The 24,489-nt window shown below is 68.3% G+C and carries 25 protein-coding genes; 14 read left to right on the top strand and 11 right to left on the bottom strand.

The features are described 5' to 3' along the window. The first annotated feature begins 482 nt into the window (after positions 1-482). Entirely contained in the window at positions 483-908 is a 426-nt protein-coding gene (locus tag ACI2L3_RS29050; protein WP_404755343.1) for a DUF3592 domain-containing protein, read from the top strand. 247 nt (positions 909-1,155) lie between these two features. Further along, a complete protein-coding gene (locus tag ACI2L3_RS29045; RefSeq protein ID WP_404755407.1) occupies positions 1,156-1,986 on the top strand; it encodes a hypothetical protein in 831 nt (276 codons plus the stop codon). An 824-nt stretch (positions 1,987-2,810) separates the two neighbouring features. Here the strand turns inward: ACI2L3_RS29045 and ACI2L3_RS29040 are convergent. Then, positions 2,811-3,431 (bottom strand): DciA family protein, encoded by a 621-nt coding sequence (locus ACI2L3_RS29040; RefSeq protein ID WP_404755342.1) that lies wholly within the window; start codon positions 3,429-3,431, stop codon positions 2,811-2,813. 254 nt (positions 3,432-3,685) lie between these two features. On the opposite strand from ACI2L3_RS29040, the gene ACI2L3_RS29035 reads away from it, so the two are divergent. Beyond that, positions 3,686-4,063, top strand: coding sequence for a hypothetical protein (locus tag ACI2L3_RS29035; RefSeq protein WP_404755341.1), 378 nt, complete (start codon positions 3,686-3,688; stop codon positions 4,061-4,063). A 31-nt stretch (positions 4,064-4,094) separates the two neighbouring features. On the opposite strand, the gene ACI2L3_RS29030 is transcribed toward ACI2L3_RS29035, so the two are convergent. Next, on the bottom strand, positions 4,095-4,361 hold the full coding sequence (locus tag ACI2L3_RS29030) for a Clp protease N-terminal domain-containing protein (protein ID WP_404755340.1): 267 nt from the start codon (positions 4,359-4,361) through the stop codon (positions 4,095-4,097). 253 nt (positions 4,362-4,614) lie between these two features. Next, positions 4,615-5,079 (bottom strand): hypothetical protein, encoded by a 465-nt coding sequence (locus ACI2L3_RS29025; protein WP_404755339.1) that lies wholly within the window; start codon positions 5,077-5,079, stop codon positions 4,615-4,617. Positions 5,080-5,237: 158 nt separating this feature from the next. Between ACI2L3_RS29025 and ACI2L3_RS29020 the strand changes: the two genes are divergently transcribed. Beyond that, positions 5,238-5,663 (top strand): hypothetical protein, encoded by a 426-nt coding sequence (locus ACI2L3_RS29020; protein ID WP_404755338.1) that lies wholly within the window; start codon positions 5,238-5,240, stop codon positions 5,661-5,663. Positions 5,664-5,836: 173 nt separating this feature from the next. Here the strand turns inward: ACI2L3_RS29020 and ACI2L3_RS29015 are convergent, their stop codons facing one another. The 3 genes from ACI2L3_RS29015 to ACI2L3_RS29005 form a co-directional block, all read right to left on the bottom strand. Then, on the bottom strand, positions 5,837-6,286 hold the full coding sequence (locus ACI2L3_RS29015; RefSeq protein WP_404755337.1) for a hypothetical protein: 450 nt from the start codon (positions 6,284-6,286) through the stop codon (positions 5,837-5,839). Further along, the gene (locus ACI2L3_RS29010) at positions 6,249-6,914 is read right to left on the bottom strand and encodes a hypothetical protein (RefSeq protein ID WP_404755336.1); all 666 of its coding nucleotides are present in this window, start codon (positions 6,912-6,914) and stop codon (positions 6,249-6,251) included. The genes ACI2L3_RS29015 and ACI2L3_RS29010 overlap by 38 nt, the downstream gene beginning before the upstream one ends. Positions 6,915-7,371: 457 nt before the next feature. Then, positions 7,372-8,469 (bottom strand): DUF5937 family protein, encoded by a 1,098-nt coding sequence (locus ACI2L3_RS29005; protein ID WP_404755335.1) that lies wholly within the window; start codon positions 8,467-8,469, stop codon positions 7,372-7,374. A 56-nt stretch (positions 8,470-8,525) separates the two neighbouring features. Between ACI2L3_RS29005 and ACI2L3_RS29000 the strand changes: the two genes are divergently transcribed. Further along, positions 8,526-9,809, top strand: coding sequence for an MFS transporter (locus tag ACI2L3_RS29000; RefSeq protein WP_404755334.1), 1,284 nt, complete (start codon positions 8,526-8,528; stop codon positions 9,807-9,809). 168 nt (positions 9,810-9,977) lie between these two features. Here ACI2L3_RS29000 and ACI2L3_RS28995 read toward each other — a convergent pair whose 3' ends face one another. Together ACI2L3_RS28995 and ACI2L3_RS28990 are read right to left on the bottom strand one after the other, a co-directional pair. Beyond that, positions 9,978-10,403: a phosphoribosyltransferase family protein gene (locus tag ACI2L3_RS28995; RefSeq protein ID WP_404755333.1), complete on the bottom strand. Its 426-nt coding sequence runs from the start codon at positions 10,401-10,403 to the stop codon at positions 9,978-9,980. 473 nt (positions 10,404-10,876) lie between these two features. Next, on the bottom strand, positions 10,877-11,707 hold the full coding sequence (locus ACI2L3_RS28990; RefSeq protein ID WP_404755332.1) for a nucleotidyltransferase domain-containing protein: 831 nt from the start codon (positions 11,705-11,707) through the stop codon (positions 10,877-10,879). Positions 11,708-11,979: 272 nt separating this feature from the next. Here ACI2L3_RS28990 and ACI2L3_RS28985 point away from each other — a divergent pair, with 272 nt between their 5' ends. Next, a complete protein-coding gene (locus ACI2L3_RS28985; protein WP_404755331.1) occupies positions 11,980-12,681 on the top strand; it encodes a 2-phosphosulfolactate phosphatase in 702 nt (233 codons plus the stop codon). A 243-nt stretch (positions 12,682-12,924) separates the two neighbouring features. On the opposite strand, the gene ACI2L3_RS28980 is transcribed toward ACI2L3_RS28985, so the two are convergent. Further along, positions 12,925-13,263, bottom strand: a complete 339-nt coding sequence (locus ACI2L3_RS28980; protein WP_404755330.1) for an STAS domain-containing protein — start codon at positions 13,261-13,263, stop codon at positions 12,925-12,927. Positions 13,264-13,955: 692 nt separating this feature from the next. On the opposite strand from ACI2L3_RS28980, the gene ACI2L3_RS28975 reads away from it, so the two are divergent. The 3 genes from ACI2L3_RS28975 (at position 13,956) to ACI2L3_RS28965 (ending at position 17,133) form a co-directional block, all read left to right on the top strand. Next, positions 13,956-14,399, top strand: coding sequence for a nuclear transport factor 2 family protein (locus tag ACI2L3_RS28975; protein WP_404755329.1), 444 nt, complete (start codon positions 13,956-13,958; stop codon positions 14,397-14,399). Between the two features lie 1,000 nt (positions 14,400-15,399). Continuing rightward, positions 15,400-16,035 (top strand): ScbR family autoregulator-binding transcription factor, encoded by a 636-nt coding sequence (locus tag ACI2L3_RS28970; protein ID WP_404755328.1) that lies wholly within the window; start codon positions 15,400-15,402, stop codon positions 16,033-16,035. A gap of 318 nt (positions 16,036-16,353) precedes the next feature. Then, positions 16,354-17,133, top strand: a complete 780-nt coding sequence (locus ACI2L3_RS28965; RefSeq protein WP_404755327.1) for a glucose 1-dehydrogenase — start codon at positions 16,354-16,356, stop codon at positions 17,131-17,133. A 43-nt stretch (positions 17,134-17,176) separates the two neighbouring features. On the opposite strand, the gene ACI2L3_RS28960 is transcribed toward ACI2L3_RS28965, so the two are convergent. Together ACI2L3_RS28960 and ACI2L3_RS28955 are read right to left on the bottom strand one after the other, a co-directional pair. After that, a complete protein-coding gene (locus tag ACI2L3_RS28960; RefSeq protein ID WP_404755326.1) occupies positions 17,177-17,839 on the bottom strand; it encodes a ScbR family autoregulator-binding transcription factor in 663 nt (220 codons plus the stop codon). A 292-nt stretch (positions 17,840-18,131) separates the two neighbouring features. Continuing rightward, a complete protein-coding gene (locus tag ACI2L3_RS28955) occupies positions 18,132-18,917 on the bottom strand; it encodes an HAD family hydrolase (protein ID WP_404755325.1) in 786 nt (261 codons plus the stop codon). 504 nt (positions 18,918-19,421) lie between these two features. Here ACI2L3_RS28955 and ACI2L3_RS28950 point away from each other — a divergent pair. From ACI2L3_RS28950 to ACI2L3_RS28930, 5 genes are all read left to right on the top strand, one after another. Next, positions 19,422-20,444 carry a ScbA/BarX family gamma-butyrolactone biosynthesis protein gene (locus tag ACI2L3_RS28950; protein WP_404755324.1) on the top strand — a complete coding sequence of 341 codons (1,023 nt, stop codon included), beginning with the start codon at positions 19,422-19,424 and terminating at the stop codon, positions 20,442-20,444. 244 nt (positions 20,445-20,688) lie between these two features. Next, positions 20,689-21,285 carry an HPP family protein gene (locus ACI2L3_RS28945; RefSeq protein WP_404755323.1) on the top strand — a complete coding sequence of 199 codons (597 nt, stop codon included), beginning with the start codon at positions 20,689-20,691 and terminating at the stop codon, positions 21,283-21,285. Positions 21,286-21,389: 104 nt separating this feature from the next. Continuing rightward, positions 21,390-21,968 carry a carboxymuconolactone decarboxylase family protein gene (locus ACI2L3_RS28940; RefSeq protein ID WP_404755322.1) on the top strand — a complete coding sequence of 193 codons (579 nt, stop codon included), beginning with the start codon at positions 21,390-21,392 and terminating at the stop codon, positions 21,966-21,968. Further along, positions 21,965-22,822, top strand: a complete 858-nt coding sequence (gene sigJ / locus ACI2L3_RS28935; protein WP_404755321.1) for an RNA polymerase sigma factor SigJ — start codon at positions 21,965-21,967, stop codon at positions 22,820-22,822. The genes ACI2L3_RS28940 and sigJ overlap by 4 nt, the downstream gene beginning before the upstream one ends. Positions 22,823-23,242: 420 nt before the next feature. After that, positions 23,243-24,409 carry an alanine--tRNA ligase-related protein gene (locus ACI2L3_RS28930; protein WP_404755320.1) on the top strand — a complete coding sequence of 389 codons (1,167 nt, stop codon included), beginning with the start codon at positions 23,243-23,245 and terminating at the stop codon, positions 24,407-24,409. The last annotated feature ends 80 nt before the right edge of the window (positions 24,410-24,489 follow it).

Below are 24,489 nucleotides of genomic sequence, written 5' to 3'. Positions count from 1 at the left end.
GAGAGCTGCGGCGGCCGACGCGAAAGCCAAAGCTCGGTCAGCGCCCATCACGACGGCGGGCCAAGGGTGGATCAGCGGCCACTACCTGAGGGGCACTCTGAACTGCTGCGTACGCCGCCTCATTTGGAGCGAAAGCCCGATACCACCGCCGACGCGGACACGCCGACTGGCACGATGCCGGCGTCGGCCCTGTCTCCAGGCCAGTAGCCGTTCGACGAGCAACGCGCCTTCGCGCCCACCCACTCCTTTCGGTGATTGCGTAACCCGTGAACCTGCCCGGCTTCGTCAACGACGGCACTTCGACGAGCCACTGATCGGCGTTCCAGGCCCGGAACCCCCACTGCGTCGGTGCAGCCCGGCTTTCCGGTCCACGTCCAGATGTCATGTTCCGGGCTCGCTCGTATAGGGTCCGCGTGTGCCGTGATCAGCTGCCGTCGCGGCGCCGGTGGTTCCCTTTCCTCACGTACGGGGGTACGTACCACATGGATTTCGTCTTCCACATACTCTTCCCGCTGCTCATCGTGCTGGCATGTTGGGCCGCCTACACGATCGTGCGCCGAACACGGGAACGACGTACTGCCTGGGAGAGCGGACTCACCGCGCAAGCGCGCGTGGTGCGTGCCTGGATCACCACCCAAATGGTCAACAACGTTCCGCGGCGCATCCAGTGGCACGAATACGACTTCACGACGGCGGACGGCCTGGCCGTCCGATTCAAGGAGTCGGGTGGCCCGTCAAGCCGCGAGGCGGGCGACGAGACACGTGTGTACTACGCGGACGCTGAACCGGACAAGGCCACCGCCTCCGAGCCCCAGCCGGGCAAGGACATGTTCGGGACGGTCCTGGCTCTCGGCATCCTCGGGGTGGGAGTCATCATCCTCACCAAGGTGATGATCCAGTACTGGTGAAGCCCAGGGGTAGACCACACTTCGTCGCCGGGCTCGGCCGGGGCGGCGAAGAAGATGTACGGGCTGCAGCGTAGGGCGTCGGCGATGCGTCGGCGGACGGCAGCCTGGTCTGCCGTCCGCAGCGGACTCTTGTCATGGTCGATAGCCGTGTGTGTGACTGGGCGCTTCAGTTGGCCCGTCCGGCTGAGCGATACGCGCTCAGCAGTCGGTGGAGCCGCTCCACGGCATCCCGTACGGTCGGCCCGTGATGATCAAAACGGGGAATCCCCGTCGCCTCGGCCTGCCCGCCTCCCAGGCGCGGTTGCACTTCGACACGGAACTGCAGGAGATCGGCGGCGGGCCGCGGCGCCGCTTGCTCATGGTCGATGACGAGCCCGCCTTCGAGCTCAGCTTCTACTGCGGAACGTGCCCGTTGCTGTTCCGCCGGCTGGAGGGCGCGCGGGAGAAGTTGTCCCTGGAGAGCATGCAGGAACGGCTCACCGGCCCACTGGGCGATCCGGACGGCGGCGGCGTGCTTGAGGCGTTCGGTGCGTTGCTGCCGGAGGATGAGTACCTTCCGCTGCTCCTGGACGTGGAACCCCGGCTGGTCGTCCCGGGCCAGGAGGGCGACTACTTCAGTCATGAACAGGTCCTGACGTGGGGGGTCGATCAGTTCTGGGGCCTGCCGGAGTACCCGCACACCCCGTACTACCGAACCTTCGAGACCGCCGTGGACGCGGACGCCCACCTCTACGAGTTCGTCGTGCCCATGGTTCCCCCGACGTGGAACGAGCGGGAGCGTATCGAGGAATACGTCGCGCTCATGGAACAGGGATCGGTCCCCACCGCGGTGGCGATCTCCACGCTGGACGTGTGCCAGCCCGCCCTGGACCTGGGAGATGATCCCTCCGTGCACTGGGGCTTGACCCACTTCCTGCTCGACGGTCACCACAAGCTGGAGGCAGCTGCCACGGCCGGTCGGCCGGTGCGGCTCCTCTCGCTCCTGGCCCTCGGCCAAAGCCTGGCCGGAGCGGACGACTGCGCCCGGCTGCCCGCCCTGCGCGCCCGACCCCGCTCGGAACGAGCAACCGGCGCCTGAGCCAGCGCCGCAGATCCCGTCTGTGGGTGGCTGTGCGGGTCTCTACGGATGTCACTCCGCGACGGAAGCGGGAGTCTGGATACGCGGCATGGAATGTCTCGCCTCCTTCGGCGTCGGGCCGGTGTTGCGGGACCCGGTCGCGGCGATAGGCAGTACGGACGGTTGCGATGAGCGGTCATTTCTCAGGACACGGCGGCTTCTTGCCGACTCTGCTCAGGTGGCTGCGAGCATGACAGGTCCGTCGCAGTGTGTCCCAGGTCTGCGGCACGTAGTTGCCTGCGAGCGACGCATTCAGGTTGTTCTTCATCTATTTGGACCGCGCCTCCGCTTTTCCGGCCTCGGCCCCCGCCAGTCGACGTCGCGGACTGGCCCACAGGCTTTTCGCTGCCTTGAGGTTGCGATACATGTCTCCACAGCGATTCGGCTGAGCGCCGGCTCGGCGGCGGAGCCGCCAGTGGAAGCGCCTTCGTGTGTAGTTGCGGTACAGAAAGTGCCGCTGAGATTGGCATGGCCCGGCTGGCGCCAGGATGAGCGTTTCGTCCGGCCGCACCGTTCCCGGTCTGGGCGGCCGCCAGTTCGACGAGAGCGAAGCCGACCTGGTGCCCCAGAACGTGGCCCGATCGAGGCCGTCTTGGACGAGGTTGAACAGCCCGTGGACACCGGTAAGGTCGATATGGACGACAAGCGGCCCGTGCTCCGCAGTACAGCCGCTTTCCGGACGCTGGTCCTCGTCCCGCTCCCGGCCAACGCGCTCTTGCCAGGCCCCGCACAGCGCGGCCGCGCGGGGCACCTCAGCACGGCAGCGATGCTCGGAACGGGCGCCATCAAACGGGGTCAGCGCGTCGCCGGAACGCCAGCATCGGTCTCAGAGAATGTGCGGCGTCTGCGTTCCCGCAGCGCGACAGTCTGGCGTCCACCGCCTTCGCCCTGCCCGGGTCCACCCAGCGCGGTGGCGCGACCTCCTGGTGGGCGGCGAGTGCTCGGCGGTAGCCCTCCCACGCCGTCTTCGGGTCCTCGCGGGCCCGGTGGGCGCTGCCGGGACCGGGTCTGCCGGGACAGCATCGGTCGGACTGGGGGCAGGCACGGCGCCGGGGCAGGATCCACAGGGAGCTCACAACGGTGCGGCCCGCCGCCTGGTTGGCGGCCGCGATGATCCGGGGCTGCTCTAGCCGGGCTTTCGTCGCCCAGGCCGTCGACTCCGGGCACACGGCGAGTCGGCCGGAGCCCGGGGCGTAGGACACGGCAACGACGTACCCGGTGAACTGCGGGCGAGGGCAGCCCACCGGTCCCGCAGCGTGGCGCCGGCGGCCGGGAGCTCCCAGGCCCGCTCGGTGACCAGCGCGCCGATCGCCGCTCCGAGACCCATCGGCGCGCACCCGTTGCGCCGCACCGTACGGACCGGCTTTCGCCTTCTGGCTGCTGCCGTTCTTCTGGGCCGCCTCCATCGCAGCTCGCAGCGTGACCCGGCCAGGTCGATGTGGTCGACCACCAGCTGGTGTCGCCGGCAGCGCGGTTGCGCCAGTCCGGGACAGGGGTGAGCCCGTCGAGGACCAGCGAACGCAGGCCCAAGCATTTTTCACCTTCGCCGGGGTATCGCCGCAGCCCTCATCCGCTACCGCCGCCTCCCCATCTGAGGCTCCGAAACTTTTGCCTGCAGGCCCTCCTGGTCAGCGAGATCGTGATCGGAGACTCTGGGGGCATGTTGCTGCCGCCTGCTCAGGGGAAGACCGAACTCATAGAGGTCGTCCGCATCACCGATCCCGTCAGGCACCTCAATTCGGAGGACCTGGCGGGCGACACTGCCGCAATCTGGGAGGGTGACCAAGCCCAGCAGGCCCTGTCTCTGATCACCGACCTACCAGGCAGTGAGCTGTACCGCTGCTTCCTCCCGGGCTGGGGTGTCCGGGCGCACGACTCCACCGATCAGCTCTTCGAGATCGCCTTCTGCTTCCGCTGTCACGGTGCCCGCCTTTGGGGGCCGGATCTTCCTGCCGAGCAACAAGGCCAGACCTTCGACGCGGAGAGCTCGGCCGCACTCGAACTGCTCCGCCGATTCCGTTCGTGCCTGCAGGAATGAAATGCAGGTCTACCAGGCATTAGGCGGCGGCCTATTCCGGCGGACCAATATCGTCGGTCGGCTCCGTAGCTCCCAGGTACTCCGGCGAGTTCATCTGCGCTTCAAGGGAAGCGATCACTTGCTGAGGGGAAAGGTGTTCGGCGAGAATCTGGGTTGGCATAGCTTCAGTGTCCGACAGGATCGCTAGAAAGATGTGCTCGGCACCAACGTGATCGTGCCCCATGCCTTGGGCCAGTAAATCAGCCGCACTAAGAATTTTGGAGACACGCGGTGTGTGCCTAGAGCTGAGATCCGCCATACCCGCTCCAATCCAGTGTCACAGGGGGTGTGGTCCCGCAACGTTCTCAGACCCCGCACACCCCGATGAGGCTAGCAATCAGCCAATTGTGGACTGGGCGAAGGCGTTCCTGCACCTGACAGCCGCCCTTCCCCGCCCCGCTTCGGTAGTGCCGTCGGTGTGATCACATGCCGTCTACCCGCTCGTCCCCCGGCAAGGGATCTCGCGGCGATGAGAGCGGTACTCGGGGGTCTGCCTCCAGGCCGGTTGGGGGTCAGTCGACGGGGTCTTCGGTCCATACGAGCGTCCCGGGGAGATCCGGGTGCCTGTCGGTTACTTCCCACTCGTCGTCGCCCGGCAGTACCGCGATCCAAGGAGGTGGCGAGGCCAGCAAATCCCCGACGAAGCCCAGCGCACTGATGAAGGAGCGCCAGAGGGGATCACGTTCCCAGAAGAAGCCCTGCTCGATGTCCCACTCGCCGATACGACCTGTCCTGATGTCGACCAGAAGCTGGATAACGCTCAACGCCGCGAACGGGACGAGGAAGGGTTTGTCTCCTTCCGCCAGGTTGCAGTCATCCGGTGCTGCGTACTTCAACCAGGTCGCACGCTTCTCAAGGATGTCCTCGACGCTGAGGAGCGTGAACCCGGGCGGGAGAATCACGGTCAGGCCTGAGCCGTTGTGACGCAGCTGGGCTATCCAGCGTTCGATCTTGCCCCACGACTCCTCGACACTCACGCGCCCTCCTCCACCCGGCCGGAGGCCAAGGATCCCAACTCATCAACGGCGAGGACACCCACGGGAGTTCAGAGACGTTTCTCCAAAGTCTGACCGAGGATGCTCGCTGATGCAGATTCTCGGTGTCGTTGAGGGAAGCGTTACGCGATACTCGCCCTGTGGAATGGCGCGAGCAGGTACGAGCGGCGGAAGAGATCAGTGATTGGGATGTAGCTATCTCGCTGGTGAGCGCTCGTGCCGAGTGCTACTCCTCCACCGATTTCCACGCGCACGACAATCATCTGTGGCACATGGATCTGCTCGTCCGTGCCGGGCGATTCGCCCAGCTCACCAAGCTCGCGGACACAGACGTCCACGCGCGTCGGCGTCTCAACAGATCGCTTCACGAGCGTGGGATGGACACAGCGTTGCGCCACCGTGCTGAGGCCGGCGACAGTCATGCCCTGTATCACCTCGTGAAGTTGCTGTGCGGAAACGGCCGGCTTCAAGAGGCCAATGAAGCGGTTGAATTTCTAGGTCCTGAGGATGAGTACGCGCACCAGCTCGTGGCCGACTTCCGAACGGCCGCGGACGGCAATCGGTAGCCCTCTGCCGCGGACTCTCCTTCGATCCCCCGAGCATTCGAGTGTGGGGGCATCGCCAGCGACGGTAAGGGCCAGAGCGAGCTGGAAAGTGTTGACCACTGAGCGGGCGCCGACGTCCTTGTGGACGAGTTCGGTATCGGCCCGGTGGCGGGCGCCGTCCACGTCTCCGGCGGTCAGGCATTGCAGTGCGGCATGCCACTGCAGGGGACTGCGCTGTGGCACCTGCGGGTCCGCAGCGAGCCATTCGGTGCCGTCGCAGCACCCAGCCAGGCTGAGCAGGCAGGCGATGAACAGGGCGCCGTCGGGTTGTCGGGGCATCGGGTGGCGAGCTGGGAGAAATGGCCGGCGGCGTCCGGGTGGTGCAGAGCCTGGGTGGAGAGCTTGTCCAGGCATGCTGCCGCGGTCTGTTCGTGGACGGTCGGCAGACGTCCGGCCGGGCTGGGAACTGCTCCGAACATGAGGGTCTGGGTGACGTCGCGGACGATCTTCTGATGGAGGTCGGCGAGGTCAGTGTCGGTGAATACGTCGTCCGCCGCGACCTGCTTGAGAATGTTGTCGATGCCGGCGGGCCCGCACCGGCTCATCTCACGGATGGACAGGCCGCCAGGAAACCTCCAGGCCATCCTCGGGATCGATCCATACCAAGCACCCCAGTGACAGCACCGGTTGTTGCCGGTCAGCCGTTTCCAGCAGGGGCCCACCGCCGGTCTGAAGCAGCTCACAGACCGCCTCCAGATAGGCGGCCACGGACGGCCAGGCCGGGGGCGACAGAGCCGGGCCCGTCGTGGTCGACCATTCCCCAACACCTTGCAGGGTCGGATCCGTCGACCATGAGACGTACATGCCGAACTCGCCTGCGCCACTTGGCTCCTCGGCATCGAGAAACGACACGAAGTCGGCCCCCTCCCACGGATCGTCCTCGCCCGGACCGAAGCGCAGACGCTGCCAGAGCGAGACTTCGGGACCGAGGAAGATCCCCCCGGGCAGGAACTTGCCCGCCCACAGCTCACCGTCCTCATTGCCCGGCACATCGACCTTCCGGACACCGCCACACACCTGCCACAGAGCTTTCAGCTCGGGCGGGAAGCCGAAGTCGAGCACATGCATCAGACGGGCCTCCGCGGCAGTGACAGTGTCCGCGGTCGCCGGGGGAAGCAGCGAAGCATACGAGGCAGGCGCATACTCGGCCAGCCAACCAGTAAGCCGGTCCCACACCCCAGTGATCTGCTTCATCTCGCTCTGATCAGACATTCAGTCAACCTACAAGCGGTCACTTCTGGTTGCGCCCGCGTACAGGTGTACTCCGTGGTCACCGCCCACGGGCTGCACGCCGCTGTGCAAGCACGTCGACGGCGCAGATGGGCCATCATCACCCGCGGCTACGTCATACACCGTCAGCCGCAGCGCGCGGATATCAGCGATCAGGTCGCGCCGCGGTTCGAAGTCGTCGGCGGCGGTCTCGCCGGAGGCTCGTCAGTAGGCCACGGCCACGCCGTACCGAAGTGGGCGTTGCGCGCGGCGGAAGCGGGCGCAACAGCACCAGCGACGGCGGCCACGAGAGCCGAGTAGTCCCGCACGCCAAGGTCCCTGCCGAACAGCTCCTCCTGGCGGTCCAGGAGCCATCGGGTGACGCCCGGCCTCGAGGTCACCTCGCGGAACACCTGCGTCGCCTCGTTCAGTTTGAGCTGGTTCTCTTCCTCTATGGCCTTCAGTTGGCCACTGAGCGGTTGAGTTGGTGGCCCGGCTGAGCATCACGGTTGGCCCCTTGAGGTGCGCTCGCAGTCTGTGGGGACCGGGGCGTGGCCGCAGCGGATGGAGGTGAGCCCGACTCGGCGGCCTCTGTCACTGTCTGACCGGCTTGGGTGCGTGCGTACAGGACCTGCCTGCCTGCGCGGTGGGCGCTGACCAGCCCGGCGTTCCGCAGGGCGGTGAGGTGCTGGGAGGTGCCGCCGGGGGTCAGGCCGGTGCGGCGGGCGAGTTCGGTGGTGGACGCGGGGGCGGTCAGCTCGGTCAGGATCACCGCGCGGGAGCGGCCCAGCACCCCCGTCAGGGCGTTGGGGACGGTCGCGGGCCGGGTGTGCCAGAGCGTGCCGACGGCGCGGGGTGGATAGCGCAGCGAGGGCTGCCACGGTTCGTTGAGCACGGAGAAGACGCGTGGCCAGACGAAGGCGGAGGGCACCAGCAGCAGGCCCCGGCCGTCGAGCCGACGTGCTCCGCGCACGGTGCGGTGTTCCAGGTGCAGGGTGCCTTGAGCCCAGTTGACCTGCGGGTCGAGGTCGGTGAACAGGTGCTGCGCGCCGCCGGTGACCAGGCGGTCGGCGCGGTAGCGGATGTCGCCCTCCAGCAGGGTGAGGATGCGTGACCAGTACGGGGCCAGCGCCAGCTCCCAGTACGCCTCGATCGCCTCTGCCAGCCGCGCGAGCTCGGCGGCCGGATTGCCGCGCAGAGCCGCCATCCGTGATTCCGGTACCTCGGCCGTGGTGTGCAGAAGGGCCGGCGGCATGGCCCGCACCGTGGCCAGCTCAATGTCCAGCGACGGCAGCGGCGTCGTGGGCGGCGGGCAGATGAACCCCGGGATGCGGCCGGCCCAGGGCGAGCGAACGGGCATCGGGACGAGGTCGAACAGCGGGCTCAGGTCGAGGCCGGCCGCCGCCAGCCGCGGGCGTACCTGGTCTGCCCAGGCGTGATGCAGGCCGTGCGCGTCCGCACTCTTGAGGACACGGACGCTTGCCACCACCTCCCACAGCGGGGAGATCGCGAAGCGGGTGCGGGCCACGTCCTCCATGGCGAATTCGATCTCGATCATTTAGCTCAGCGTAAATCTTTATGGAGAGCCGCACAGGGTCGCGCACCGTACGCCGCATGACCGAAGCCCCAGATTCCCCGTGGCGCGTGGGCGCCTTCCGCACGCTCTTTGCCGCAAGTGCCCTCAGCCACCTCGGCAGCAACGTCGGTTATGTGGCGATACCGCTGCTCGCCGTCACCACGCTCGACGCCGGCCCCGGCCAGGCCGGTGCGCTGGCTGCGCTGTCCACCGCCGCCTTCCTGCTCATCGGGCTGCCCGCGGGCGTGTGGGTGGACCGCCTGTCCGGACGCCGCCTGCTGGTGGCCGCCGACGCCGCTCGCGCGGTGTTGCTCGCCTCGATTCCGCTGGCCTGGTGGCTGGGCGTGCTCTCGCTGCCGCAGCTGTACGCAGTGGTGCTGCTGACCGGCTGTGCCACCGTGTTCTTCGACGTCGGCTCTCAGAGCGTCCTGCCCGAACTGGTCGGCCGCGAGCGCCTGGTGCCGGCGAACGCCGCCATCGTCAGCCTGATGGCCGGCGCCAACATCGCCGGCCGCGGCGCCGGCGGCTTCATGGTCCAACTCCTCACGGCACCCTTGGCGATTCTCGGCGGCGCCCTCGCCTACCTCGCTTCCGCCTGCAGCCTCACCGGTATCGCCCGTCACCACGCTCGCACAAAAACCTCGACCGCCAAGCGACGGCTACGGACCGAGATCACAGAAGGGCTGCGCCACGTCCTCGGCACGCGCGAACTGCGGCCCCTGGCGCTCACCGCGACCCTCAGCAACCTCGGCGCACAGATGATCAACGCCATGCTGCCGGTGCTGTTCACCCGCGAACTGCACCTGCCCGCCGCAGCACTCGGCCTGTACTGGGCAGCCGGCGGCCTGGGCATCCTGCTCGGTGCCCGCCTCGCCCGCCCCCTCGCCGCCCGCCTCGGCCACGGCCGCACCCTGGCCCTGGCCGGACTGTGGTTCGCACCCGCCGCGCCGGCCATCGCACTGGTCGACACCGGCCCGTGGCTGTGGGTGGCCGGTGCCGGGTGGCTGGCCGCCATGACAAAGACGGGCATCGACAACGTCCTCGGCGTCACCTTGCGCCAGCACCTGACCCCGGACCCGCTGCTCGGCCGCATGAACGCCACCTTCCGCTTCCTGCTCACCGGCGCCCTGGCCATCGGCTCCGCCCTGGGCGGCCTCATTGGTGAGGCCGCGAACGTACGCATCGTCGTGTGGGCAGGCGCGGCGTGCCTGGCCGGCGCCTTCCTCCCGGTCTTCTACTCCCCCATCCGTGCGCTGCGAAAGCTGCCGGCAGCTCCGGCGACCTCCCACCGGACATCAGCGACGTCCGCCACCGAAACGTGAACCCGGCGCCACCCGCGCGCCCATCCCCCAGGCCGGCCACCATGCTCGAGCGGGCCAAGAAAAGCGCGCAGGGCCAACCGAAACGCTCAGTCACACTGGCGGAGAGACACACCCGGCCAACTGGCCAACTGGCCAATCGGCTAAACCAATCGGCTAAACGGACACGTCTCAGGACCTTTCATCCCAAGCCGGAAGTTCGGCGGCGGTGACGATCCTGCGGACGCCCAGGTCCGCCCGCCGCGCCGGGACCGTCTGGTCTACGACGACGGAGCAACCGGCCCACTGCCCGCCGCACTCCGCGACCATCGACCGCACAGCCGATGCCTGGCTGCCCGTCTCGATCCAGTCGTCGACCAGCAGCACCCGGTCGCCGGGGCCCACCGCCGCCCGCTGCAGACGCAGCTCCTGGCGAGTGCCCCGGTAGTCGGGGGCGCTGCGTCGGGTGACCTTCTCCCCCGGGAAGACCCCCTCGCCCTTGCGTACCGCGACGAAACCGACCCCGAGCTCAACGGCCGCTGCCGCGCCGAGCAGGAATCCCCGCGACTCGATGCCGCAGACGGCCGTGACGCCGCCTTCCCGGAACGGCCCAGCCAATCCGCAGGACCACCGCGGCGAGCGTCCCAGGGTCACGGAAGATCTGCCAGATGTCAGCGTGGCCGCCGATCCACCGGAAGCGTTCGAGGACCAGACGGCGTGCGTGAGGCATCATGATCGTGAGTCTGCGGACGGGCCGGCAATCCAGGCAACCGGATTCCCCGGTCGTGGCATCGGTGATCAAGTGGTCTTTACTGCCCGTCCTGCCCGTCCTGCCCGTCCTGCCCGTCCTGCCCGTCCTGCCCGTCCTGCCCGTCCTGCCCGTCCTGCCCCAGTCGGGGCTTCGTCCGGTCCTGGCCGCCCTTGAACGCCCGGATGGTCCCTACGCTCGCTTGATGCTCCCCTGGCGGTTACGCAGCAGTTCGGGCAGAACACGCCTCTGCGCGGACAGTGCCTTCCGGTGTCACGCCTACGCAACATACAAGCACCGGCTGGGGCCGCTGACTGAGTCCGGTGGCCCCAGCCGGATGGGGTCAGCGAGGGTCGTTCAGGCGGCTGCTGATCTGTTCGTGGAGTTCATGCGGCAGGTGGATGGTCCAGCGGTCGGCGGCCTCGGCGGCCAGGTCACGGCTCCAGCGCCAGCTGTTGCGTGCCGCCGTGCGCACGTCCTGCTCGCGAGCGGTAGCCGTTGTGGATGTGTAGCGATGGCGGTCAGTGTCGGGCAGGTCCTGTTCGAGCGCGCGGCTGGGGGTGAGCCAGTGGGCTGTGCTGTTGCGCAACAGGCGGCAGAGCTGAAGTTGCTGGGGTGCGATGACGGTGTGCAACAGGGCGTGGGCGCGGGCGATCTCGCCGCGGGCCAGGACGTGGGCGAGCATGAGCGTCCAGTTGGTCAGCTCGTCGGTGAGCTGCTGGGCGGTGGTCACCGGCTCGGGCGGCTGGAAGGTGGCCAGTTGTCGGGCGGCCTGGGTGAGCCGGCCGGTGCGGTCGAGCAGGACGGCGTCGTCGGGGCGGGGTAGGTGCACCATCCCTTGCCAGGTGGGCACTTCGTCGATGCCGGGACCGGCCGGGGTGAGGTGGAACTCGCCGCGCATCAGGTCGTCGAAGACGACGGCGAGGATGCCGTACATGTTGGTGTAGGAGAGCTTGAGCGGGGCGAGCTGTGCCAGGAAGGCGGGGCCGTCGAAGTCGGCGAGGTGGTCTTCCTGGATGTAGAGGTACGCCTCGATGTCGGAATGGGCGTCGGCCTCGCCCATGGTCCACGAGCCGTAGAGCAGTACGCCCTCCAGCCGGGTGTCGGCGTGGGCGAGCTGTCGCAGGCGTGCGATGCGATCGTCCAGGGCGGAACGGGCAGAGTGAACGGACATGGTGTGGTCGTGTCTCCTGAGGTGAGCGTGCGGGCACGCTGACGGGGCCCGGCACCTGCCGGGCGGATGCCTGTGGACCGTCGCGGACCGCTCAGGAGAAATTGCCCATGATCGAGATCATAGGGGACGGCTCAGCCGCTGAGTAGGCAGCAACCCAAGTGCTGACCACTTTCGCGACGCAAGCAGCCGGAGGTGTTGCCTTCCGAGACCGTCGTTGTGATGCGTATCACTGTTCGGGTGCTTCGAGTTGGCCATCCACGATCATGATCGGCATGGACTCTCGTTTCCTTGGCATCGCTGAGCTGGTCGAAGCCCCGTCCGTGGCAGTCGTAGTCGACGTCATGCGTGCTTTTACGGTGGCCCCCTGGGCCTTTGCCCGGGGGGCGGAGAAGATCGTTCTTGCTGAGTCGCTGGACGAGGCCCTGGCGCTCAAGGCTCGCCACCCGGATTGGGCGGCGCTCAAGGACGGGCCGCCCGCGCCCGGGTTCGACATGGTCAACTCGCCGGGCCTGCTGCGGTCTGTTGACCTTCACGGACGAACCGTTGTGCAGAAGACCACGGCCGGGACAGTCGGCGCCCTCGCGGTCAAGGAGGCGTCGCTGGTGCTGTGCGCCAGCTTCGTAGTGGCGGAGGCAACGGCTCGGCTCTTGCGGACGCGTAAGAGTCAAAGGGTCACGTTCGTGGTCACTGGCGAGGACGGCCGGGCCGACGAAGATCTGGCCTGTGCTCAGTACATCGCTGGCAGGGCCACCGGGGCCGGGGCGGATGCTGCCGAGTTCCTCCACCGCGCCGGCAAGTCGCGCGCCGCCGCGGAGCTGGCGGAGGGGGTGCGTCAAGGAGTCCATCCTGATGACGTTGCGCTCTGTCTTGAGGTTGACCGGTTCCCCTTTGCCGTGGTGGCGACCTTGGAAGGATCGCTCATGGTCCTGCGTCCGTGCGCCGTGCCTTCGCTGACCGACGATGCCCCGATCTGATCGCCTGTGCTGTGCAACTCTCGTCGTGCGAAGGCGAGGGCCCACGTGACGCACGAGCCACGCCAGGCTGTGGTCTGTCTCTTCTTCCGGCATGGCGGCCGGCACCGTAAGCGATAGTCAGATTGCTGCCGTTGGTGGTTTCGCGCACGCCGACGAGGCCTTGGACGAGCTGCCGCCGGGCCAGTAGCCATGAAGCAGCGGGCGGGACATCCCGTCACGCAGCGGCAACGCGCGCGCTGCTGGTCAGACTGGGCGCAGTGGCAACTGGCCCTGCAGACCCGCGCGGTCGATCGCGGCGCTGGCGACGATCCCGGCTTCGATGCCGACCGTGACGGCGGCCGCGTCCATGGCTTGGCAGATGCCCAGCAGGGTGAACACGCCAGCGTTGTCACAGTAGGTGAGGTTGGACAGCTCCAGCAGCAGGAGACGGTCGCCCTCCGGCCACGATGCCGCCTGCACGATCGCCTCGCGCAACGACGTGACCGTATCGACGTCCAGCTCGCCGGCCAGGCAGACCAGGACCACCGACCGGCCTGCCGGGACATGTCGGATCACCAGGCGGGGCTGGGGTTCCTGCTCCATGGCGGCTGGTTCCCTCTTTCAGCCCGTGGGCGGGGCGGAGCCCGCTTGGCGGGCGGCGAAGATGCCCCACAGAGCGCGCACCGGGAGCACGACGTCTGCCGGTTGCCTGAACGGTCCATCGAACTCGGGTGTGTACTGGTTACGCCGTCCCGCGCGTCGGCAGTGCCGGTACGCCACGTCGTCCAAGTCGCCGCTCACCACGGCCCGGGCGGTGCGTGCGGTGGTCCGGCAGGTGGCGGCCACCCGTCTCAGCCGCACGCTCGGGTCGCGTGCGATGGCCAGCAGCACCCGCGCGTGGTTCGTCGAAAAAGTCCATGCCCCCGCTTCGCTGCCCATGGTCCAGCGCCCTTCCGCCTGTCGGGGCCGTCTCATGGGCGACACCCGTCGGGCATTGCCGGAAACGCCTTTCGCCTATCTTCTCGTATTCCGGCTGTCCGGGAAGGCGGAACCGCGGGTTCGGGTGGTGCGATCCGGGTCAGCGGCCGCCGCCGTGGGCTGCGGGGGTGGCCGCCAGTCGGCCTTCCGGGGGCTGGGGCGGGCGGGCCTACGACCAACCTAGGCATGTATCGAAAGTGCATCTTGAGGATGGACTTGCCTTACCCCAGAGGTAATCGCCTCGGCCAACCTGCGCTGGCAAGGTCGGTGACTCCTCCGCGTCGACAGGACGCGGACCAGGAGGGGAGAGGTTTGCCATGTCGACAGCCGCGCCTACGAGCACACGCACCGTGGTTGAGGAACTGCTGCGCAGGATCGGCGAGGGCGATCCCGAGCGCATCGCCGAGCTGTATGCGGAGCGGAGCGATTGGAAGCTGGACTGGCCGGAGGCCGAGCACGGCCGCACTGCCACGCCGTGGATCCGTCACCGCTCCACCCGGGCCGACGCGGCCGCCCACTATCGCGAGCTTGCCGAATGGCACATTCCGGAGCACGTGGCGACCGAGGTCGAGCGCATCCTCGTCGACGGAAACGAGGCGGTCGTGCTCGGCGAGATCCGCCAGACCGCCCGGCCCACCGGACGGGCGTATCGCGCGCGGTTCGCCCTGCACCTCACCATCGAAGCCGGCCTCGTCACCCGGCATCACGTCTATGAGGACAGCCTTGCTGTTGCCCAGGCGTTCGGGTCGGAGGGTCAGTAAACGGCCGCCATGCCGATCGCGGAATGGCTGGTCACAGCCACTCGTTGGAGATTGCTGGCCCCAGCCACTCGTTGATGGCCGCGACTAGGACGGTTGCTTCGTAGCGGACGGCGAGCTTCTCGTAGCGAGTGGCGTGTCGCGTGTGGCGTGTGGCGTGTGGCGTGTGGCGTGTGGCCACCGTCCAGTGCTTTTGGAGACGGTTGGTGCCGCAGTACACCGCGCGCCGCTCCCGATAGTCGGTCTTGTCGAACCTCGGCGGGCAGTCGCCGCGTGAGCTGCGCCTCTTGCGGTTGCGGGCCTGGTCGGCCTTGTCCAGGATGGTGCACCGGATCCCGCGAGGCCTCAGGTAGGCACCGCACCGGGCCGTCGTGGCGGGATATTCCGGAGCGGTACGGGCCCTCGGGGCGGGTGTACGACCTGTTCCGCCGCTGGCAGCGAGACGACATGGGGCAGCGGGTCTGCACCGAGCCGCAGAGCCGCCTGGCGTTGTGTCACCACTGAGCCGGAGGACCACGGGCCCGGGCGCTCGCGTGGCGGCCTGACCATCAAGCTCCAAGTTGCACCTGGCGGTCAGAAGATCCGGCCACGTCACGTCGGGTCCGGCAGACTCCGCACCCGGCCCAACCAGATGCGGGCCGGCAGAGCGCACAGCGGACAACGGCGCCTTCTCCCCGACCGCAGGAAGCCTGTGACGCCAACTCACCATCGGTGAGCGAAGGTTCGGTCGCCTTCGGGAGGTGGAGGGACCGCGTCCGGCGAAGGGCATGCCTCCGGATCCAAAGCTGCTGATGGGCCGCTTGTCACCAGGTTCACTGGTCGCTGCAGGCATCCCTACGGCCGCCAAGATGACGCCCGCGCGGCACCCCGGACCCACTTCCCAGCAAACGGAACGCGCCACACCCCTGGCGACACCCAGAACCCGGCACGCCAAACCCTGGAGATAAAACCAGCACGCTGGTTTTATACGCCGACGGGAAACAGCCCCCGACGGGAGTCAGCTATGAGCAAGCAAGAACGCGCCACCCGCACCCGCGACGCCCTCCTCCAGGCCGCCGCCACCCTCTTCGACCGCCACGGCTACACCCGCACCACCCTCGATCAGATCAGTGCCCGCGCTGGTGTCAGCCGAGGCGCCCTGCACTTCCACTTCCCCACGAAAACAGACCTCGCCCGCGCCATCGAACAAGCCGCCGCCCACACCCTCCACCACACCGCCCATCCCCCGATCCCCCATCACGTCAACGCCCTCCAGCACCTCATGAACCTCACGCACCGCCTCAACCACCTCCTCCATCACGACCCCATCACCCGCGCCGCGTTCCGCCTCACCCACGACCCCGGCCCCCACGCTCACGACCTGCGCCACCAGTGGCACACCCACGTCCACCGCCTCACCGCTCAAGCCGCCCAAGAGGACGCCCTCACCCCCCGCACCACCCCTGAAGCCCTGGCCAGCACCGTCATCGCCACCACCACCGGCCTCGAACTCCTCCACCACACCCATCCCCACACCCTCACGCCCGGCCCTCTCACCCACTTCTGGCAGCTCCTCCTCCCGACCATCACCCACCCCCACGCACTCCCCACCCTCCACCCCAACGGCACGCCCACGCCCGCACCCACAGCGACCACTTAGGACACGGGCACATAGCGGCAGCCACCACCGGACAGTGCGAGCAAGGCAGGCCACAACTCCCCACGTCCCTCGCAGTGTTGGAAGCGTCGGCGCGGGAGCCGGGAACGGGAGCGGAGCATGCCGCCGCTGCGGGTGGCCGGAGAAGGCAGTCACCGCTCCGGCCGACGCGTCCCGCCTCTCCAACCAGTCCGGGCAGTCAGGACGCAAGATCCAGCAATGCCGCCTCCGTTATCGAACAGGCCCGTTACGCTACCGGCAGGCCGTCACGCCTCGGCGTGAATGGCACTGCAGCGGCATGCGCCGCCCGAGGCAAAGGGAATGCGCCAGATGACGCAGGGTCAGGGTTCGCTCGCAGGGAAGGTCGCCCTCATCACCGGGGCGAGCAGTGGGATCGGCGCGGCGGCCGCCCGGGTGTTCACGCGGGAGGGCGCGCAAGTGGTGCTCATATCCCGGCGCGAGGACCGACTCCAGTCCCTGGTCAAGGAGTTGCGTGCCGAGGGGGCAGAGGCTTCCTGCTGTGCCGCGGACGTTCAGGTGTCCGCCGACATGCGGCGTGCCGTCGCCTTCGCGGTGGATACCTACGGGCGACTGGACGTCGCGTTCAACAACGCGGGCGCAGCCGTGGAGAAGAGCCCGCTGCACCTGATGGACGACGCGGCCTACGACCTCATCATGGACACCAACGTCCGCGGCGTGTGGAACTGCCTGCGACCCGAGATCGGCGCGATGCTCGAGAACGGCGGCGGCTCGATCGTGAACACGAGCAGCGTGGCCGGTCTGGTCGCGACCTCCGTCGCGGCTCCTTACATCGCCTCCAAGCATGCTGTGGTCGGCCTTACCAAGGTTGCCGCGGTCGAGTACGCGTCCAGCAACATCCGGGTCAACGCCATCGCCCCGGGCCTTGCCCGCTCGGAGATGGTCGAGGACTGGTTCGCCCGCTTCCCCGGGCAGGAGGCCAAGAGCAAAGCCTCCTCCCCGCAGAACCGCATGGCCGAACCCGAGGAAGTCGCCGAGGCCGCCGCCTGGTTGTGCAGCGACCGCGCCTCCTTCGTCACCGGTGCCACCGTGCCCGTGGACGGCGGCGCCACCAGCTGGTAAGTCCCCTCCACGGCCAGGTCGTAGTGCGCGGAGCGGGACGGCGTCAGCCGGTCGTGGGGACCAGGACGGGCTGGGGGACGGACACCGCCTGTGCGTACAGGCGCGCTCCCCGGTCCGGGGCGAGGTCGAGGCGGGACAGCACCGCGGGGACCGTGATCGCCGGTATCACGTGGTCGTAGAGGACCGAGATGCGCCGCTCGACGTCCGCCCACCCGCACTCGAGCTGGGAGAAGAGCTGCACCCCGTGAAACGCGCTGACGATGAGCTCCGCGGTCTGGCGGGGAACTACGTGGGAAAGGATCTCGCCGCGGTCCTTGGCCTCGGCGAGCGTCTGGGCGGACAGTTCGATCCAGGCCGGCCAGGCGCTCCCGTAGTGCTCCCGGCCCTGCGGGTCGGATGAGAGCACCGCACCGGCTCGTACCACCGGGTCCCGCGGCAGCCGGTGCGCCAGCAACAGGCCCGCGTCCACCCACTCCTGGACCTTGAGGTCCTGCGGCGGCCCCGCATACGCGACCTGCGCCTGCAGCACTCCCCGCGCCAGGGCTTCCTTGGAGTCGAAGTGGAAATACAACGCGCCCTTGGTGACCCCGGCCGCCTGAAGGATGTCCGACACCGTGGCCGCCGAATACCCGTGCTCGGCAAAGACCGTCGCGGCCGCCTCAAGTACCGCGCGGCGTGTTCGAACTGCACGCTCCTGCTGCGCCACGTGACCTCCCCTGCACTCGTGCCCCCTCGGGTATGCAGCGGACCCGAAAAAGAAACCGTCGTGGACGTACCTTACCCACAACGCCCTCTGGGGACCCGGGCAGGGATCTTCCCCCATCCTGCTCTTCAGCCCCCTCCGCCCGACAAATCCACCCCCAACCGGCGAGGCCCCTACCCCTCAAGAGCAACTTCCCTCACACATCACCACCCCATGCACACACCGCGCACACCACCGCAGAAGCCGTCCGTCCGCAACTGCCCCGTGGTTCGCGCTCAGAAATTCGACGTCGACGTCAGCCCTGCCGCGTACCCTCGCCGTCCGGCCAGTTGCCGCCGGCCGCCGCCTCCGCGTCCACCCTGCGCAGCAGCTCCTCATCGATGTCGTCCAGCGAGCGGACCACATGCCGCACGCCGACCTGCTCCATCAACGGGCGCTGGAAGCCGTCGTCGTAGTCGCTGGGGTGGCCGATGAACGCGACGCCCAGCTCGCGCGCCGTCTGCGCCACCCGTGCCACATCGTCGATGAAAAGCACCTGGTCAAAACGGAGCCCGAAGACCTCCTCAGTGATCTCCCGGATGCCCGGACGGAAATCATTGGTGCACACATATATCGGCTCGTCGAAATACTCGACCAAATCACCCAGATAACGGTCGAAGTGCGCGCGCTCCAACCCGCCGTAACACACCGTACGCACCCCCGTGGAGCGGAGCCTTTCCATCAACCGGTGCGCACCGTCCAAGACCTTCACCGGATGCTCGAGCAAATAGCGCTCGCGCTCCTGGAAATACGAGGTCAGCAACGACTCGGCCGTTCCCCCCAAAACGTCTGCCGCTGCCTGGGCAGCCACCAGCTGCGACTGCGACAACAACGCCTGCTCCAACGCGGGTCCGTACTGGCCGCCCCTCGACTCCACCAAGCGGCGGATCACCGGGCCGAAACTATCGTTCAACAATACTCCGTCGATATTTACCGCCACCAGCCTCAGGTGCGCCAGCCCCTCCGGACGTCCTACCTCACGGACGTCCGAATCCGAACCGGCCCCGGACGAATCCTCGCGACCCACCACGCCAACCCCCACGTTCCGATGATCTACAACAGTCCCGACTGATCCAACTGACCGCCACCCGGGCTGCGTTGACGCGACCCTGCACGGCCCGGCCCAAGCAGCCCGGAGCCGAACAATCCCACAGTCTCCGCGAGCCGACGAACCAGCGGTGAACCAACGATGAACCAGCTGACGAAACGGCAGGAAAACCGGAGGATGGAGATCCGACAACGGGTGGAGGGGCGGGCTCGGGATGGCCCGAGCGGAGCCGATCAGCGTGAGAGCATAACAAGGGAACCGGGCAGCCGGTTTTCGCGCGATAAACGGATGGAAGAATTCCCCTTTTCCGGAAAGCCGCAACCCGCCTCTCACCAGGAAGGAAACTCTTCGGCGCTACGCAGCGTCACAGAAAACCGAATCCCAGAAGGTTCTTTTTCCCCACTCCGAGCCCGTGTAATCGCCACCGGTCCTTGAAAAGGAAACCGGTGAGTATGTATGTTATGGCGTCACTTTCATTCACCTCCGGGGGAGAGGTTCATGAGCAGTAGTCTCGTCCTGCCCGAGTCCAAAGACGGCCAGGGCAACCGCAGCCACACCGCCCGCACCGACGGTTCGCCGGCCCAGCTACCCCGGCTCACCACGACCGTCCCCGCGGAATACGTCCACCGGGCCGCCCTCGCCGAAGTCTTCCTCACCGACTGCGAGAAAACCGGTGAGAACACCTTCGTCCTCACCGGCCAATGGCCCCGCGCCCACACCTTCTTCAATACGTCGGACGGACGCCACCACGATCATCTCCAAGCCTGCGAAACCCTCCGCCAGACCGGTATCTACCTCGCCCACGCCGAGTTCGGCATACCCCTGGGCCACCACTTCGTCATGCAGGACATGACCGTGACCACCCATCCCGAGCACCTCGCCATCGGCACCGCCCCCACCAATCTCATCCTCAACACCACGCTGACGCGCACCCGTCGCGGCGCCAACTTCACGATCAGCCTCACCATCACCAATCAGCAGCACGACACCGTCTCCACCGGCTACGGCCACTTCACCTGCATCTCTCCTGCCGCGTACCGGCGCCTGCGCAGCGCCAACCCCACCAACTCCGGCCCCGCCAACCCCACTGCGCACACCCTCGAAACTCTCGAGCACATTCCCACGCAGCAGAACCCAGCCACCTACGGCCGCGTCCACGCCCGCGACCTCGTTCTCGCCCCCACCCACGAGCCCCACCGCTACCGGCTCAACCCCGACCCGGCCCATCCGATCCTCTTCGACCACGACGGGGACCACATCCCCGGCATGGTCCTCATCGAGGCGTCCCGCCAGGCCACTCACCCCCACCCCCCGGCCACGCACCTCACGCACTCCCACACCGAGTGGCACCACTACGTCGAGCTCAGCAGCCCCTGCCACATCACCACCACTCCCCCCATCACGACCATCACCGCCACCGGTCACACCACTACGCACACCGTCACCAGCCACCAGAACAACCACTCCACACACACCACGACCCTCACCCACACCACCACCTCCGCTTCCACACCCACGTAAACCGACAGCGGGAACACATCCCGCGTCCCCTTCAAGGACAGCTCGATCAGGCCGGCGCGTCGGCGGCTCCGGTGGGGAGAAGCACGGTCCCAGGCGTCGCCGACGTTCCGCATCTCGCGATCAACAAGACCCTGACCTGCAGCGACGAGACGCCGCCGCGTAGAATCGGGAAGCCGGGCCGACTCCTGCCCTCCTGTCCCGCCGTCCGGGTCTCCCGCCGGCCCAGCCCCGGAACACCACTGTCTTGAGCACCGAAGAAATCATCGAAGACGTCGTCGACGTCCGGCCTTCTCCCGCCGTATCCGCAGCACGCTCCGGTTCCCGCCCCCGCGTCCCCGTCCGTATCCGCACGCGCCTCGCCGGACGCGCGCCCGCCCCGCCGTCGCCCGGTACCGCGCTGCACAACGTCTGCGTCGCCACTGCCGTCCTGCTGGCCCTGGTGGCCATCGGCTCCCTCATCCACGAGCCCGTGCTCATACCCCCGCTGGCCGCGTCCGCCGCGATCATCCACGGCGCGCCGGGGCTGCCGCTGGCCCAGCCGCGCAGCGTGATCGCCGGTCATCTGCTGTGTGCCGTCGTCGGATACGGGGTCGTCGCCGCCTCGGGCAGCTCACCGTGGGCAGCGGCCATGGCGGCCGGGATCGGCCTGGCCGTGATGACCGTGGCTCGTACGCCGCACTCCCCCGCGTGCGCGACCGCCGTCGTCATCGTCCTGAACACGCCGCGGCCCTCGACGTTCGTGCCCCTGCTCGTGGGTTCCGCCGCTCTCCTCGTCCTCGTGGGCTGGGCCGCCTCGTGCGCCCGCCCCAGCGCACCGCGCTACCCCGCCTACTGGTGGTGAGTCGGGCCGCCCGTCGGCCGGTCGCGCCGCAGGTGTGTCACACCCGCGGGCCGCGCGGTGTCTCCATGGTGAACAGGCAACCGCACAAGGAGACTGAGAACACCATGGCGCTACGCATCGCGAAGGCCGAGCTCCCCGTCGAGCTCAAGAACAACATGATCGAGCAGCTCGGTGCCGTGCCCGAGCCCGTCGAGGTGGTGTGGCACAGCCCGGTCGTGGCTGCGGACAACTTGGAGTTCGCGGGCAAGGCGGGCGCTTGGGACGCGGTCGACGCGAGCCTCAAGACGTTCGTGCACATGGCCGTCGCGGCGCAGGTCGGCTGCAGCTGGTGCCTCGACGTCAACTACTTCATGGCGCAGAATCACGAGCTGGACCTGGCCAAGGCGAGTCAGGTGCCGCGCTGGAGGGAGTCGGACGCGTTCACACCGCTGGAACGGGACGTCCTGGAGTACACCGAGGCCATGACCGACACACCGACGACCGTCACCGACGAACTGCACGCGCGCCTGCTCGACCGGCTCGGCGCGGCGGCGATGGTCGAACTCACCGCCTACATCGCCTTCAGCAACATGTCGACCAGGAACAACACGGCACACGGGATCACGTCGCAGGGTTTCTCCGACGCCTGCGAGATTCCGCTGGCCGCGCGCCCTGGACGGGCCGGCGCAGCGGCGACGGCATGACCGGGGCCGGGGATCCGTTCGTCGTCCACCGCAGCCTGCTGTTCACCGTCGCCTACGAGATGCTCGGCTCCGCGGCCGACGCGGAGGACGTGCTGCAGGATTCCTGGCTGCGGTGGGCCGCCGTCGACCAAGAGCGGGTGAGCGAGCCGCGGGCGTACCTCGTCAGGATCGTCACGCGGCAGGCGCTCAACCGCATGCGTACGTTGTCGCGCCGGCGCGAGGACTACGTGGGCGAGTGGCTGCCGGAGCCGTTGCTGACCAGTCCCGACGTGGCCGAGGACGTCGAGCTCGCGGAGAGCGTCTCCATCGCGATGCTCACCGTGCTCGAAACGCTCGGGCCGACGGAGCGGGCGGTGTTCGTGCTCCGCGAGGTCTTCGACATGCCGTACGGGGAGATCGCCGAGGCTGTCGGCAAGTCCGCGGCGACGGTGCGGCAGACCGCTCGGCGCGCCCGCGAGCATGTGGCGGCCCGCCGGCCCCGGGTGGCGGTGAGCCGGTCGGAGCAGCAGGCCGTGGTGGAGCGGTTCCTCGCGGCACTGCGGACCGGACAGGTCCAGGAGCTGATGGAGGTCATGGCTCCGGACGTGGTGCTGGTCGCCGACGGCGGTGGGCTGGCGGGCGCCGCCCTGGTTCCGGTCCGCGGGGCCGAGCTGGTCGCGACCGCGCTCGCGCGCCCGAACCGGGTGGTGTCGACCGTGACGCTCAACGGTGCGCCCGCGGGCTGGACCGAGGTAGATGGGCGGGTGGCCGCGGTGAGTTTCGTCGTGGAGAACGGGCGGATCGCCCGGATCTACGCGGTGGCGAATCCGCGGAAGCTGACGCGTCTCGACGAGCCGGCGGAACTGGTCAGGTAAGGACGGTCAGGCGGGGACGGCTCGCGCACGGTCGCCCCTCCGCTGGAGCGCTGTGTGCGGGATGCGGGATGCGGGATGCGGGATGTGCGTGGCGCGTGGTCCAGGTGGTCCGAACCGCCTGGGCCACGCGCAGCGACACAGCGACCGGGCGTCGAGCTCATGCCTCGGCAGAAAATTGTGTGACCCGGCGGACGGGCCGCGTTATCGTCGGTTTCATGAACGTCACCGGCCACGGCCTCACCGCGACCGCGCGAGCGACCAGCTCGCCGGTTGCCGCCGCCTGACGTCTGTCTTCTCCCCATCGGCGACCGGAAACGGACCGCCGATGTTCCCGTGGCTCCGGCTCTCCCGCCTCAGTCCACCCTTCGCGCGGACCCGTTGTCCGGTGCCTCCCGCCCGTACACGCGAAGGAGCCACCTCATGAACACGGACACCGTCCTCCGCACGTTCGTCGACTACTTCCAGGAGCGCGGTCACCGGCTCATCACCGGTTCGACCCTGCTGCCGCCGCCCGGCGATTCCGTACTGTTCACCACTTCGGGCATGCATCCCCTCACTCCCTACCTGGAGGGGTGCCCGCATCCGCTCGGCAGCCGGCTCGTCAATGTGCAGCGCTGTCTGCGTACCACGGATCTCGAAGAGGTGGGCGACGCCAGCCACCTGACCGTCTTCGAGATGCTCGGTACCTGGTCGCTCGGTGACTACGAAGGGCCGCAAAGCCTGCGCTGGGGATACGAGTTGCTGACTGAGGGTCTCGGTATCGAACCCCGCATGATGCACGCCACGGTCTTCGGCGGCGACGACCGGACCGGCCCGGACACCGCCTCCCTGGACGTGTGGGAGGAGCTCGGGATCCCGGTGGAGCTGACCGTGGAGGACAACTGGTGGTCCAACGGGCCGACCGGCCCGTGCGGTCCCGACTCCGAGATCTTCCTGTGGACCGGCGACACCCCACCGCGGTCGACGCCCACGCGCGACGACCGTTGGGTGGAGATGTGGAACCACGTCACGATGCGCTACCGCAGGCTCGTCGACGGTTCACTCGTGCCGCTCCCCCAGCGGAACGTCGACACCGGACTGGGCCTGGAGCGGCTGGTCTCGCTGCTGCAGGGCAAGCCGTCGGTGTACGAGTGTGACGTCTTCGCCCCCTGGCGGCTGCTCGTGCCGGAACTGTGGCGGCTCGACGAACCGTCGCTGCGGATCGTCTGCGATCACCTGCGTTCGGCCGTGGTGGTGATCGGGGACGGGGTGCGCCCGGGCAACTCCGGTCGCGGCTACGTGCTGCGCCGGCTGGTCCGGCGCCTGCTCACCGTGCTGTGGCGCGACGACCCCACGCGCGGACTCGGCGACCTGCCGGGCGACCTGATCCAGCACACCCTGGACCACTTCCGCCAGCACGTGGACCCCGTCGCCGTACGCGTCGTCCTGCTCGACGAGGAGCGCCGGTTCCGTCGGCTTCTGGAGCGCGGGCAGCGGATCCTGTCCCAACCGCGCTTCCAAGGGCCGCTCTCCGAGGAGCACTTGCACTACCTCCACGACACACACGGCCTGCCCCGCGACCTCGTCCTGAGCCTGCGCCCGGAGTGACGGGCCGGGCGCTCGGTGTGGGTAACCGACGCCGCCTTCGTCTTCGGCCGCCTGCTCCTCTGATCCGCCGGGGCCGCCGT

This window comes from Streptomyces sp. NPDC029674, from assembly GCF_044903205.1.
In the GTDB taxonomy this organism is placed as follows: Bacteria; Actinomycetota; Actinomycetes; order Streptomycetales; family Streptomycetaceae; genus Streptomyces.
This window is presented reverse-complemented; position numbering and strand designations above follow the sequence as displayed.